Source organism: Amycolatopsis sp. NPDC004169 (assembly GCF_040610315.1).
Taxonomy (GTDB): domain Bacteria; phylum Actinomycetota; class Actinomycetes; order Mycobacteriales; family Pseudonocardiaceae; genus Amycolatopsis.
Genome location: NZ_JBEXMD010000003.1, coordinates 313,836 through 326,454 on the forward strand (window position 1 = coordinate 313,836; position 12,619 = coordinate 326,454).

General features: G+C 71.9%; 11 protein-coding genes. 6 read left to right on the top strand and 5 right to left on the bottom strand.

Annotated elements, in window-relative coordinates; genetic code table 11:
* Positions 1-210: 210 nt before the first annotated feature.
* The 3 genes from ABZX11_RS06160 to ABZX11_RS06170 all read left to right on the top strand — a co-directional run bounded on the left by ABZX11_RS06160 (position 211) and on the right by ABZX11_RS06170 (position 4,347).
* A complete protein-coding gene (locus tag ABZX11_RS06160; RefSeq protein WP_354910360.1) occupies positions 211-1,845 on the top strand; it encodes an ABC transporter ATP-binding protein in 1,635 nt (544 codons plus the stop codon).
* Positions 1,842-3,587, top strand: a complete 1,746-nt coding sequence (locus ABZX11_RS06165; protein ID WP_354910363.1) for an ABC transporter ATP-binding protein — start codon at positions 1,842-1,844, stop codon at positions 3,585-3,587. The genes ABZX11_RS06160 and ABZX11_RS06165 overlap by 4 nt, the downstream gene beginning before the upstream one ends.
* 331 nt (positions 3,588-3,918) lie before the next feature.
* A complete protein-coding gene (locus ABZX11_RS06170; protein ID WP_176178069.1) occupies positions 3,919-4,347 on the top strand; it encodes a pyridoxamine 5'-phosphate oxidase family protein in 429 nt (142 codons plus the stop codon).
* 93 nt (positions 4,348-4,440) lie between these two features.
* On the opposite strand, the gene purQ is transcribed toward ABZX11_RS06170, so the two are convergent.
* Both purQ and purS read right to left on the bottom strand, forming a co-directional pair.
* A complete protein-coding gene (gene purQ / locus ABZX11_RS06175; protein ID WP_176174120.1) occupies positions 4,441-5,118 on the bottom strand; it encodes a phosphoribosylformylglycinamidine synthase subunit PurQ in 678 nt (225 codons plus the stop codon).
* Positions 5,115-5,354, bottom strand: coding sequence for a phosphoribosylformylglycinamidine synthase subunit PurS (gene purS / locus ABZX11_RS06180; RefSeq protein ID WP_125308766.1), 240 nt, complete (start codon positions 5,352-5,354; stop codon positions 5,115-5,117). Before purS ends, purQ begins: the two co-directional genes overlap by 4 nt.
* 155 nt (positions 5,355-5,509) lie before the next feature.
* Here purS and ABZX11_RS06185 point away from each other — a divergent pair, with 155 nt between their 5' ends.
* Positions 5,510-7,084, top strand: coding sequence for a GMC family oxidoreductase N-terminal domain-containing protein (locus ABZX11_RS06185; protein ID WP_354910367.1), 1,575 nt, complete (start codon positions 5,510-5,512; stop codon positions 7,082-7,084).
* 450 nt (positions 7,085-7,534) lie between these two features.
* Here the strand turns inward: ABZX11_RS06185 and ABZX11_RS06190 are convergent, their stop codons facing one another.
* Positions 7,535-9,031 carry an aldehyde dehydrogenase family protein gene (locus ABZX11_RS06190; RefSeq protein ID WP_354910369.1) on the bottom strand — a complete coding sequence of 499 codons (1,497 nt, stop codon included), beginning with the start codon at positions 9,029-9,031 and terminating at the stop codon, positions 7,535-7,537.
* Positions 9,032-9,072: 41 nt separating this feature from the next.
* Entirely contained in the window at positions 9,073-10,203 is a 1,131-nt protein-coding gene (locus ABZX11_RS06195; protein ID WP_354910372.1) for an MFS transporter, read from the bottom strand.
* Positions 10,204-10,264: 61 nt separating this feature from the next.
* Here ABZX11_RS06195 and ABZX11_RS06200 point away from each other — a divergent pair, with 61 nt between their 5' ends.
* Both ABZX11_RS06200 and ABZX11_RS06205 read left to right on the top strand, forming a co-directional pair.
* Positions 10,265-11,197 carry a DUF5937 family protein gene (locus tag ABZX11_RS06200; RefSeq protein ID WP_354910374.1) on the top strand — a complete coding sequence of 311 codons (933 nt, stop codon included), beginning with the start codon at positions 10,265-10,267 and terminating at the stop codon, positions 11,195-11,197.
* Between the two features lie 45 nt (positions 11,198-11,242).
* Positions 11,243-11,878: an MBL fold metallo-hydrolase gene (locus ABZX11_RS06205; protein WP_354910376.1), complete on the top strand. Its 636-nt coding sequence runs from the start codon at positions 11,243-11,245 to the stop codon at positions 11,876-11,878.
* A 5-nt stretch (positions 11,879-11,883) separates the two neighbouring features.
* Here the strand turns inward: ABZX11_RS06205 and ABZX11_RS06210 are convergent, their stop codons facing one another.
* Complete coding sequence (locus ABZX11_RS06210; protein WP_176174112.1) at positions 11,884-12,588, bottom strand: DUF2334 domain-containing protein; 705 nt, start codon at positions 12,586-12,588, stop codon at positions 11,884-11,886.
* Positions 12,589-12,619 lie beyond the last annotated feature (31 nt).

Consider the following 12,619-nt stretch of genomic DNA (forward strand, 5'->3'; position numbering starts at 1 on the left):
TTGGGTGCGCGGGCCGGAATTGTCGGTGGCCGCGAGTAACGTTGAAATCGGGGGTCCCCCGAGGGCCTGAGGCGTTCCGGCGCACACTCGCGGGTGGCCCGGGAAATCCTCCCGGCCCCACACCTCCGCGCGGGCGGAAGGTCGCCCGACCGGCGCGGTCGCCGGAAAATCGGTCGCCTTCCTCCCGGGCTCGGCTTACCGTCGGAAATCGTGCTTTCCGCCACGTATCCCTTTCCGCCGCTGCGGCTGCCCTCGCGGCCGACCGCGAGCCGGTTCCTGCTCGCCGTGTTCCGGGCTCGGCTCGGCACGGTGCTCGGTGCCGCCGCGATCGGTGTCGTCTGGGCGCTGCCCGGTGCGCTGCTGCCGCTGGTCGTCGGCCAGGGCATCGGCGCCATCGGCGCGCACGACGGTGCCGCCGTCGTGCGGTGGGCGCTGGTCGCGGCCGGGCTGGGGCTCGTGCAAACCGTCTTCGGGACCTGGCTGCACTTCCTCAACTACGGCCTGTGGCTGCACGGCGCGGGCTCGACCCAGCGGCTCGTCTCGGCCCACACCACGCGCGTCGGCGCCGGCCTGCGCGAGCAGACCACCACCGGCAACCTCGTCGCGATCTCCACGACCGACATCAACCACATCGGCAACACCGTCGAGATGACCGGCCGCGCGTTCGGCTCGCTGCTGGCGTTCGTCGTGGTGGCCGTGTGGCTGATCTCGACGTCGCCGCTGCTCGGCGTGGTCGCGCTGGTCGGCGTGCCGGTTGCGGTGCTCGGCATCGGGCCGCTGCTCGCCCCGCTGCAGAAGCGCAAGGCCAAGCAGCGCGAGAAGCGCGGCGACGTCAACGCGCTCGGCGCCGACATCGTGTCCGGCCTGCGGATCCTGCGCGGCATCGGCGGCGAGCGGCGGTTCTTCGCCCGCTTCCGCGAAACGAGCCAGCGGGTGCGGCGGGCCGGCGTCGAGGTCGGCAAGGCCGAGGCGTGGCTGGCCGCGGCGGAGATCGCGCTGCCCGGCCTGGTCACCGTGGTGATCACCTGGCTCGGCGCGCGGCTGGCCGTGGCCGGCTCGATCGACGTCGGGCAGCTGGTGGCCTTCTACGGCGTTTCGGCCTTCCTGATCTGGCCGGTGAACGCAGCGACGGAGGCCGTCGGGTCCATCACGTCCGGACTGGTCGCGTCGCGGAAGGTGGTGGCGCTGCTGGCGATCCGCCCGAAGCTGGCGGATCCGGAGACGCCGGTGCCGCTGCCCGGCGGCCCCCTGGAGCTGGTCGACACCGAGTCCGGCGTGCGCGTCGCGCCCGGCCGCCTGACGGTCGTCGACTTCGGGGCGGCCGGCGAGGCGGTGGCCGACCGGCTGGCGCGGTTCGCCGATCCGGCCGATGGCGAAGAGGTGCTGGTCGGCGGCGTCCGGGCGGACCACGTCGCGCTCGCGGAGCTGCGGCGGCGGATCGTCTACGCGCACAACCAGGACATCTGGTTCTCGGGTGTGCTGCGCGAGCAGCTCGCGCCGGCGCGGCCGGGCGGCGTCAGCATCGCCGAAGCGCTGTCCGCGGCCGACGCCGAAGACATCGTCGAGGCGCTGCCCGACGGCGTCGACGAGGTGATCGGCGAGCGCGGCCGCGAGGTGTCCGGCGGCCAGCGGCAGCGGCTGAACCTGGCCCGCGCGCTGGCGACCGACGCCGACGTCCTGGTGCTCGACGAGCCGACGTCGGCGGTGGACGCGCACACGGAGGCCCGCATCACCGAGCGCGTCGCCGAACTGCGGCGCGGCAAGACGACGGTGGTGTTCAGCCAGAGTCCTTTGTGGACGCATGTAGCGGACGAGGTTTTCACGGCGAAGGGGGTGACAGTGTGAAACGGCTTCCCACGGCGGACCGGCGGGACGTCCGGCGCTGGACCCTGACGACGGCGCGGACCCACAAGCGCGAGTTCGGCCTCTTGCTGGGCTCGCTGGCGGTGGCCACGCTGATCGGACTGGCCGGGCCGCAGCTGCTCGGCTCGCTCGTCGACGACGTCGCGGCCGGCACCACGACCGCGCACGTCGACGTGCTGGCGGCGGCGTTCGTCGGCATCCTGCTGCTGCAGGCGGTCGCGCGGAAGATCGCGCGGATGCGCGGCGCGGTGTTCGGCGAGCTGGTGCTGGCCGAGACGCGCGAGGAGTTCGTCGGGACGGCGCTGCAGCTGCCGCTCGGCACGGTCGAGGCGGCGGGCACCGGCGACCTGCTCAGCCGGGCCACCACCGACCTCGGCCGGATCGACCACGCGGCGCGGTTCGCGGCGCCGGAGATCCTGGTCGCGGCGGTGACCGTGGTGTTCACGATCGTGGCGATGGTGGTGACGTCGCCGCTGCTGTCGCTGGGCCTGCTGGTCGCGCTGCCGCTGCTGGTGCCGGTGAACGTGTGGTACCAGCGGCGGATCCCGTCGATCATGCAGTGGATGCTCGACCGCTGGGCCGACCTGACCACCAGCGTCCACGAGACCGCGGAGGGCGCGCGCACGACCGAGGCGCTCGGGCTGACCGAGCGGCGGATCGGCGCCGCGTACGACGCGCTGGACCAGAGCATCTACGGCGAACGCCGGATGCGGGAGCTGCAGCTGCGGTGGCTGCCGTCGCTGGAGATCAGCTACGTGCTGCCGCTGGCGGTGATGCTGCTGCTCGGCCTGCTCGCGTACGCGCAGGGCTGGGCCGGGCTCGGCGAGATCACCACCGTGCTGCTGTACGTGCAGGGGATGGCGGCGCCGCTGAACGAGGCGCTGTTCTGGCTGGAGGACCTGCAGGTGGCGGCGGCCGCGGCGCGCCGGATCCTCGGGGTCCGCTCGGTCGCGGTCGAGGACGGCGAGAAGGTGGCGGAGGTGCCGCGCGGGCGTGACATCGACGTCCACGGCGTCCGGTTCAGCTACACGGCCGACCGCGAGGTGCTGCACGGCATCGACCTGCGGGTCCCGCGCGGCGAGCGGCTGGCGATCGTCGGGCCGTCGGGCGCGGGCAAGTCGACGCTCGGCCGGCTGCTGGCGGGCATCGCGGCGCCGTCGTCGGGTTCGGTGCGCATCGGCGGCCAGGACGTCTCGTCGCTGGCCGACGACGTGCTGCGCGGCGAGGTACTGCTGCTGACCCAGGAGCACCACGTGTTCTCCGGGACGCTCCGCGAGAACCTGGCCCTGCCGGCCCGCCGCGCGGGCGGCGACTGGACGGACGAGGAGCTGACGGCGGCCCTCGCGTCGGCGGGCGCGTCGGACTGGGTGGCGACCCTGCCATCCGGGCTGGACACGAAGCTGGGGCCGGGCGAGCACCCGGTCCCGGCGGCGATCGCGCAGCAGCTGGCGCTGGCCCGGGTGGTGCTGGCGGACCCGCACACGCTGGTGCTGGACGAGGCGACGTCGCTGCTGGACACGGGCTCGGCCCGCGACCTGGAGCGATCGCTGAACAGCGTGCTGGAGGGCCGGACGGTGATCGCCATCGCCCACCGCCTGCACACGGCCGCGGCGGCGGACCGGGTCGCGGTGGTCGAGGGCGGCCGCATCACGGAGCTGGGCCCGCACGAGGAGCTGCTGTCGGCGGGCGGTTCGTACGCCCGCCTGGTGGCGGCGGCGAGCTAAGCCTGGCGCAGGCAGGTCCGGTCGGCGGGACTGCGGCCGACCGGGCAGCGGCGCCCGGCATCTTTCGGCGATGCGGCTCGCCGCGGCCGAACCGCGGCAGCGAGCCGGGCGCCGGGGGTCTGCTACGGGCGCGGCTCGGTCGGCCGAGACCGGGCCGGCGGGGCCTGCTTCCTCGGCGACGCGGCTCGCCGCAGCCGAACCGCGGCGGCAAGCGGCCGCGGCCGGCTTCGAGCCCTGCCACTAACCCGGCCGCGGGCGTCAGTTGGTCCGGAATGTCCGGAGCGAGCGGCGTGTTGCTCCCCGGTGGATGACCATCTACCTGGGGAGTGACATGTCGTCGTTCGTGATGAGCGCTGCCGAGCGGGAAGAGTTCCTGAGCGGGGTGCACGTGGGCGTGCTCGCGGTGGAGCGCGCCGGCCGGGCGCCGCTGGCCGTGCCGGTCTGGTACGACTACGAACCCGGCGGTGAGCTGCTGATCTGGATGGAACGCGACACCGTCAAGGACCGCTCGATCCGCGCGGCCGGCCGGCTGAGCCTGGTGGCCCAGGACGAGAACCCGCCGTACAAGTACGTCACGGCCGAGGGCCCGGTGGTGGCCAACGACGAGCCGCCGACGCGCGAGCAGGCCCTCCGGATCGCGAAGCGGTACTGGCCCGAAGACCAGGCGACGGCCTACGTCGACTCGGCGCTCGGAGAGCGGTCGATCCTCGTCCGGGTGCGCCCGGAGAAGTGGCTCTCGAACGACCAGAGCAAGAGCTGAAACGAGGTCCGGGGCTGTGGACAACTCACGTCCGCAGCCCCGGAACTGTCGGTGTCCCCCGGTAGCATGGTTACCGGGGGGCGCGGCCCGCCCTCAGGCCTTGACCAGCGCGTCCACCGCGCTGAAGAACATCCCCAGCCCGTCGTCCGACGGCCCGGTCAGCGCGTCGATCGCGTGCTCCGGGTGCGGCATCAGCCCGACGACCCGGCCGTTCTCGCTGCGGATCCCGGCGATGTCGTTGCGCGACCCGTTCGGGTTGCCGCCGACGTACCGGAACACCACGCGGCCCTCGCCCTCCAGTTCGTCCAAAGTGGACTGCTCGGCCATGTAGCAGCCGTCGATGTTCTTCATCGGGATGAGGATTTCCGCGCCCTCGTCGTACCGCGTGGTCCACGCGGTGGACGTGTTCTCCACCCGCAGCCACTGGTCGCGGCAGATGAAGTGCAGGCCCTGGTTGCGGATCATCGCGCCGGGCAGCAGGCCGGCCTCGCACAGGATCTGGAACCCGTTGCAGATGCCGAGCACCGGCATGCCCGCGCGCGCCGCCTCGATCACCGGGGTCATGACCGGCGCGAACCGGGCGATCACGCCCGCGCGCAGGTAGTCGCCGTAGGAAAAGCCGCCCGGGACGATGACCGCGTCGACGTCGTGCAGGTCCTCGTCCGCGTGCCACAGCGACACCGCCTCGCCGCCGGCGTAGCGGACCGCGCGGGCCGCGTCGCCGTCGTCCAGCGTGCCCGGGAAGGTGATGACGCCGATGCGCGCGCTCACGCGTCCACCCGCTTGATCGTCCACTGCTCGATGACCGGGTTCGCGAGGAAGCCCTCGGCGATCTTCTCGAGCGTCGCGTCGTCGACCGTGTCGTCGACCTCGATCTCGAAGTGCTTGCCCTGGCGGATCTCCTTGATCCCGGTGAACCCCAGGCGGCCGGCGGCGCCGAGCGCGGCCTGTCCCTGCGGGTCGAGGATTTCGGGCTTCGGCATGACGTCGACGACGACTCGGGCCACGGCAGGCTGCTCCTTATTTCTGCAGGTCGTGGGTACCTCGTCAGCATAGTTCACCCGCTCGCCCACCCTGCGGGGCCCGTCGGGAAACCTAGACTGGCCGACGGCGCCGGGCTGCGCCATGATGAGTCGTTGACATCTCGCCAACAGGAGGCACCGTGGCCGTCCAGGAGTCCTACGACTACGTCATCGTCGGTGCCGGCAGCGCGGGGTGCGTCCTCGCCAACCGCCTGACCGAGGACCCGTCCGCCCAGGTCCTGCTCCTCGAAGCGGGCGCGGAGGACACCGCGGACGAGATCCACATCCCGGCCGCGTTCGCGTCGCTGTTCAAGACCAGGTGGGACTGGAACTACGAGACCGTCGAGCAGAAGCACACGGGCAAGACGTCGTACTGGCCGCGCGGGAAGATGCTCGGCGGCTGCTCGTCGATCAACGCGATGATCTACATCCGTGGCAACCGCGTCGACTACGACGGTTGGCGCGATTCCCACGGCGCCACGGGGTGGGGTTGGGACGACGTCCTGCCCTACTTCAAGCGCGCCGAGGGCAACCAGCGGCTCGGCGGGCCGCTGCACGGCACCGACGGCCCGCTGCACGTCGAGGACCGCCGGTTCACCCACGAGCTGTCGCACGCCTGGGTCGACTCGGCCGTCGCGTGGGGCCTCAAGCGCACCGACGACTTCAACGGCGAGAGCCAGGAAGGCGCCGGCGTCTACCAGGTGACGTGCAAGAAGGGCCGCCGGTGGTCCACGGCCGACGCCTACCTGCGCCCGGCGCTCTCGCGGCCGAACCTCACGGTGAAGACGAGCACGCCGGCCACCCGGATCGTCTTCGAGGGCACGCGCGCGGTCGGCGTGTCCTATTTGGACAACGGAGTCGAGCAGACGGCGCGCGCTTCGACGGAAGTCATTCTTTCGGGTGGCGCGGTGAACTCGCCGCAGCTACTGATGGTGTCGGGAGTGGGTCCGGCCGAGCACCTGCGCGAGCACGGCGTCAACGTCGTCGCCGCGCTGCCCGGCGTCGGCGAAAACCTGCACGACCACCCGGCGTGCGGAATCATCTGGTCCACTCGGGACACCACCGATCTGGCCGATGCGGCGTCGCTTTTCGGTTTGGCCCGGTACCAGCTGACGCGACGCGGGCCGTTGACGTCGAACATCGGCGAGGCTGGCGCGTTCTACCCGACCACGGACGGGTTGCCGGCGCCGGACATGCAGATCCACGTGGTGCCGTCGTTGTTCTACGACAACGGGTTGCACGAGCCGACGATGCCCGGCTTCACCTCGGCGGCGACACTGGTGGACGTCGCGAGCCGCGGACGGCTGCGGCTGAAGTCGGCGAATCCGTTGTGGAAACCGGAAATCGACCCGGCATATTACGCTGAGCCGCGCGATATGGAGACGATGATCGCGGGATTGCGGGCGTTGATCGAAATCGGGCAGACGGGGCCGTTGCGACGGTTCCTGGACAAGCCGTTCCTGCCACTGCGGCACGATTTGAGTGATTCGGAAATGGCTGATCACATTCGGGAGAACACGCAGACGCTCTATCACCCGGTCGGGACTTGCTCGATCGGGTCGGTGGTTGACCCGGAGTTGCGGGTTCAGGGGGTGGAGGGGCTGCGGGTGGTGGACGCGTCCGTGATGCCGGTGGTGCCGCGGGGGAACACGAACGCGCCGACGATCATGGTGGCGGAAAAGGCGGCGGATTTGATCCGGGGGCGGTCGGCGTAGTCGCGGTTCGGCTGTGGACAACTCGGGTCCGCGGCCGCGGAATTGTCGGTGTCAGCCGGTAAACTGGATACCGGGGGGCGGGGCCCGACCTCTCGTTGTTGCCGCGCGAGCCCGGGTTGATCCTTCCCGCTGCTTCGAGGTCGACAGGCGAGGCTTGTCACGCCTACCCGAGGCCGTAGATGCAGATCGCGGTAACACCAAGTGCTGGGCTGGGTTTCGTCGACCGCAGCACGCCGAGGTCTTCGCGGTCGAGAGAGCTTGCGGCCGCGCCGTCGACCGCCGGGCATGCCGCTGCGCCGGGTCTGAGTTGCGGCAAGCGGCCGCAAAGCTGTTGCGCCGCCGCGAAAGGGCGGGCCTCGGCCCCCCGGTATCCAGTTTACCGGCGAGCACCGACAATTTCGGGGGCTGTCCGGGGTTGCGGACCCGAGTTGTCCACAACCCCGGAGTAGCTCAACGCTTGCCGTGGAGAATCGTCACCAGCTTGGCGACCAGCGCGTCCGTTGATTCCTTGCGGTTGAACGATGTCAACGTCAGCGGGGCCGTGAACCGCTGTCGTGCGATGGCCTTCGTGCGGGCGAACTCGCGCAGGCCCTCCGGGCCGTGGATGCGGCCGAAGCCCGAGTCGCCCACGCCGCCGAACGGCAAGGATGCTATTCCCGCGAACGACAGCGGTGCGTTGATCGCCGTCATGCCCGTGCGCAGCTTCTCCGCCAGCTCCACTCCTCGTGACTTCGAGAACACGGTCGAGCCCAGGCCGTACTTCGTGTTGTTCGCGCGCTCGACCGCTTCGTCCATGTCGCGGACCTTCGCGATCGTCACCGTCGGGCCGAACGTCTCCTCCTTCACCGCCTCGGAATCCTCCGGGACGTCGACCAGGACCGTCGGCTGGGCGTAGCGGTCGCCCACCGCGTCCTCTCCTCCGAGGACCGCCTTGCCTCCGCGGGCCAGCGCGTCGTGGATGTGCCTCTTGATCACGCCCAGCTGGGACGGCATCGTCACCGGGCCGTACTGGGCGGCCTCGTCCGAACCCGCGCGGACGTCCTTCGACTTCTCGACCACCTTGGCCACGAACTCGTCGTGGACCTTCTCGTGCACGTACACCCGCTCGACGCCGATGCACGTCTGGCCCGAGTTCGAGAACGCGCCCCAGACCGTCGCGTCGGCTGCCGCGTCCAGGTCCGCGTCCGCGTCGACCAGGACCGGGTCCTTGCCGCCCGCCTCGATCACCACCGGGGTCAGCGTCTCGGCCGCCGCCGCCATGATGCGCTTGCCCGTTGCCGTCGAGCCGGTGAAGGCGATCTTGTCGACACCCGCGCCGACCAGCGCCGCGCCCGTCTCGCCGAAGCCGGTGACCAGCTGCAGCACCGGCTGCTCCGGGACGATCTCGGCGAACGCGTCGACCAGCCACTTGCCGACGCCCGGCGTGTACTCGCTCGGCTTGAACACCACCGCGTTGCCCGCCGCGAGCGCGTAAGCGATCGAGCCCAGCGGGGTGAACACCGGGTAGTTCCACGGGCCGATCACGCCGACCACGCCCAGCGGCTGGTACTCGACCGTCGCCGCCTGGTTCGACATCAGCAACCCCGCGGACCGCTTCTGCTTGCCGAGCACCTTCTTCGCGTGCTTGCCCGCCCACGCGATGTGCTCGATGGCCAGGACGCTCTCCAGCTGCGCGTCGGCGATCGGCTTGCCGGTCTCGTCGCGGACCACCTGGCACAGCTGCGGCAGCCGCCGCGTCAGCACGCCCTTCCAGCCCCGGAGCCGCTCGGCGCGCCCGGCGAACCCGAGACCCGCCCACCACTCCGCCGCGACGCGCGCCCGCTCGACGGCCGCCTTGACGTCCTCCGCGGTGTGGATCGGGTGGGTTCCGACCACCTCGTCGGTCGCCGGGCTGAGCGAGTCGAAGGTCTCGCCGACCGTCGTCGGCTTCGGCTGGACGGCAGTCATCGGCGTCTCCCGTGGGTCGAGGGTCAGCCCAGGTTACGAGGTTACTGACACGTGCCAATAGCTCGCGCGGGCTTCCGCACCAGCATTCCACCGGCGATCGCCGCGGCAAAGACACCGAACAACGGCGTCACCCACAGCGGCAGGACGCCCACCGCGAGCGACCCGAGCCCGAAGCCGGCGGCCTGCACGGTGAAACTCAGCGAGAACCCCGCTGACCTGTGGTTCTTCGGCAGCACGCGCTGCAGGTTGACGGAGGTGGTGGCCACCAGCGGCCCGGTGCAGGCGCCGATCACGGCCACCGACGCGAGCAATCCCGGCCAGCCGAAATCCGCCGCGAGGGTGAGCCCGCCGGCGACGAACCCGGCGAGGAACAGCCGTGGGTCACCGGTCTTGCCCCGCCACGCGTAGAGCGCGCTGCCTGCGATGCTCGCTCCGCTCAGCACGGCGATCACCACGGGCGCGGTGGCCGCGGGCGCCCCGAGCCGCTGGACCAGCGGCAGCGGCGCCACTTCGATGGTCGAAAGCAGCAGCCCGACGGTGAACGCGCAGCACAGCCACGGCAGGTAGGTGCGCAGGCGGGGTGCCGGGACGTCGTCGCCGGATTCCGCCCGACCGGGCTCACCCGGGCGGCGCGGGACGAGCAACGCCGCCGCCAGGCACGCGGCGGCCATGACGGCGAGCGGGACGAGCGTGCCGGCCAGGTCGAGCAGCGCGACCAGCGCCGGACCGCCGATGAGCACCCCTTCCATGAGCATCGCGTCCACCGAGATCGCGCGCGGCAGGAGCTCGTCGTCGACCGTGTCGGCCAGGAGCGTCCGGAAGCCGCCCGACAACGCCCCGCCCGCGATGCCGGGCAGCAGGACGAGCGCGACGAGGACAGGGGCGGGAGCGTCGGCGGCCAGCGCCAGCACGGCGTACCCGACGGCGGTCAGGAGCAGCAGCGCGGTCAAGCCCCGTGCAGGGCCGACGCGGTCGAGCAGCCGCCCGACCGGCACCGCGCACACCATCTCGGTGGCGACGTAGACCGACATCAGCACGCCGCCCAGCCGGTACGAACCGGTCGTGGCGGTGGTCAGCAGGGTGAACGCGAGCGGCGCCATGGTCCCCGGGAGCCGGGCCGCCTGGACGCCGGCCGACCAGCGCCAGTACGCGCGATGGGTGAACAACGACATGCCGTCACGCTCTCCCGGAGCGCGTCCGCGGCATACTGATTCGGGTGAGAGCGAATCAGTCGTGATCGAGCTGGCCCTGACCGCGGCCGGGAGCCAGCGCGTCCGCTTCGCGATTTCGCCGTTGGAGGAGGTACTGGGCGCGGTCCAGACGCTGCTCGGCATCCGGCGGCACCCGGCGCCCCCGCCGTGGCTCGCCGGCCTGCCCGACGTGCCCGAGCTGACGGCGGTGCTGAGCGCGCGGCACTACATCACCGAGTTCCTGAGCCCGCCGCCCGACGGCCCCGAGACGACCGCCGAGGCGCAGCTCGAGGTGGTCCGCGCGACGCCGCCGGCGCAGGTGGCGCTGGAGCTGGGGATGGTCGACGCGGACCTGTCCGGCCTGCCGGCCGACCCGGCGGCGGCGCGCGACCTGCTCGCCGGGCAGCTCGCGACGGTGTGGGAGACGTTGCTGGCCCCGGAGTGGCCGCGCCTGCGCGAGCTGCTCGCGGCGGACATCGCGCACCGGGCGCGCCGGCTGGGCTCGGGCGGGCTGGCGGCGATGCTGGCCGAACTGCACCCCCGCGTCCGCCTCTCGGGGACGTCGGTGCTGGTCGACGTCCGGGCTCGCGAGCGGCTTTCGATCGACTCGCGCGGGCTGCTGCTGATCCCGGCGGTGTTCGCGTGGCCGAACGTCGGGGTCGTGACGGTGCCGCCGTGGCAGGTTTCGCTGCTCTACCCGGCTCGCGGGGTGGCTTCGCTGTGGGCCTCGCCGGCCACGCCGCCGGAGCCGCTGGCCGAGGTGCTCGGCCGGACGCGGGCGTTGCTGCTGACAACCCTCGACCGCCCGGCGGCGACGACCGAACTGGCCCGGCGCCACGGCCTGGCGGCGGCGACGGTTTCGGCGCACCTCACGGCGTTGCGCGGGGCGGGGTTGCTGGCTTCGGAGCGGCGTGGGCACCGGGTGCTCTACCGCCGCACGGAACTCGGTGACGCGCTCCTCGCCGGAAAACCGTGAACGGGACTAGGCTGGAAAACGACCACCCGTGAAGGAGAACCACCGATGCGTATCGTCCATTTCGGACACGCCTGCCTGTTGCTGGAGACCGGTTCCGAGCGGATCCTGATCGATCCCGGCACCTTCTCCACCGGCTTCGAGGGTGAGCGGGAGCTGTCCGCCGTGCTGGTCACGCACCAGCACTTCGACCACCTCGACGTCGAACGGCTGCCGAAGGTCCTCGAGGCCAACCCCGGCGCGAAGCTGATCGTCGATCCCGGGTCCGCCCCCGAAGTGCAGAAGCTCGGGCTGGAGTTCGACATCGCCGACGTCGGGGACGCCTTCGCCGTCGGGGACACCTCGATCAAGGCCGTCGGCGGGGAGCACGCCGTCATCCACTCCGACATCCCCGTCATCCCGAACATCGGGTACGTCTTCGACGACGGCGCCTTCTTCCACCCCGGCGACTCGTTCTTCGTGCCCGAGCAGCAGATCGACGTCCTCGGGCTGCCCACCGGCGCCCCGTGGCTGAAGGCCGGGGAGGCCGTCGACTACCTGCGGGCCGTGGCGCCGCGGGTGGCCGTGCCGATCCACGAAGCCGTGCTCGCCAACCCCGCCATGCACTACGGCCTGTTCGGGAACCTCGCTCCCGAAGGCACCGAGGTCAAGGTGCTCGACCGGGGCGAGCCGGCGAAGTTCTAGCCGGGTCAGGCCGGGACCGCGCGCAGCGAACCGTAGGTGGCGCCGAACGCCCGGTTCTCCAGTGCGACGTCCACCGCGTCGAGCAGCGCCTGGCGGAGGCCGGGGCGGGTCAGGTCCGGGGCTTCCACCCCCAGCCGGACCAGGCCGCCCCGGCGGGCCGAACGCGCCGCCGCCAGCACCAGTGCGAAGCAGCGCACCGTCTCCGTGCGGTGCGACTGGCTGGTGAATTCTTGGACCCGCGCGCGGCGCACCTCGCCGGTCACCAGGTCGCGGACCGCGCCGAGGTCCGCGCACAGCCGGAAACCGTGCTCGGCCAGCGCCTGCAGCGTGCCCTGTGACGCGATCCAGCGCGGCGGCGCGAAGCCGTCGACCGTCAGCCCGGCACTGTCCAGCGCGGCCCGCGCGGCGATCAGCCGCAGGCGTGCCTCGTGGGCCGGCAACGTCGCGAACTCCGCGCGCTTGCCCAGGTACACCGTGCGGTGCGTGGGCGTGACGGTGTGGTCGTAACCGTGCAGCAGCACGGAATCACCGCGGCGGGCGCGGGTGCGCACCCACTCCGTCACCGGGCCTTCGCCGGTGCGGGCGGCGTACAGCAGGGACAGGGGCACCTTGCGGCGGTCGAGCTCGGCCGCGAGGTCGGCGCAGCGGTGCAGCGTGCGCGGGGTGATTCCCGACAGCGAAACCAGCAAGCGAGCGTCCACGACCACCATTGGCCCGCACGCGTCTGAAACTCCCGTGAAC

Bases quoted from the DNA above. Each gene is read 5' to 3' on its own strand.
- ABZX11_RS06170 (WP_176178069.1), top strand. From the start codon at position 3,919: ATGTCGTCGTTCGTGATGAGCGCTGCCGAGCGGGAAGAGTTCCTGAGC.
- ABZX11_RS06190 (WP_354910369.1), bottom strand. From the start codon at position 9,031: ATGACTGCCGTCCAGCCGAAGCCGACGACGGTCGGCGAGACCTTCGAC.
- ABZX11_RS06195 (WP_354910372.1), bottom strand. From the start codon at position 10,203: ATGTCGTTGTTCACCCATCGCGCGTACTGGCGCTGGTCGGCCGGCGTC.
- ABZX11_RS06205 (WP_354910376.1), top strand. From the start codon at position 11,243: ATGCGTATCGTCCATTTCGGACACGCCTGCCTGTTGCTGGAGACCGGT.
- ABZX11_RS06210 (WP_176174112.1), bottom strand. From the start codon at position 12,588: ATGGTGGTCGTGGACGCTCGCTTGCTGGTTTCGCTGTCGGGAATCACC.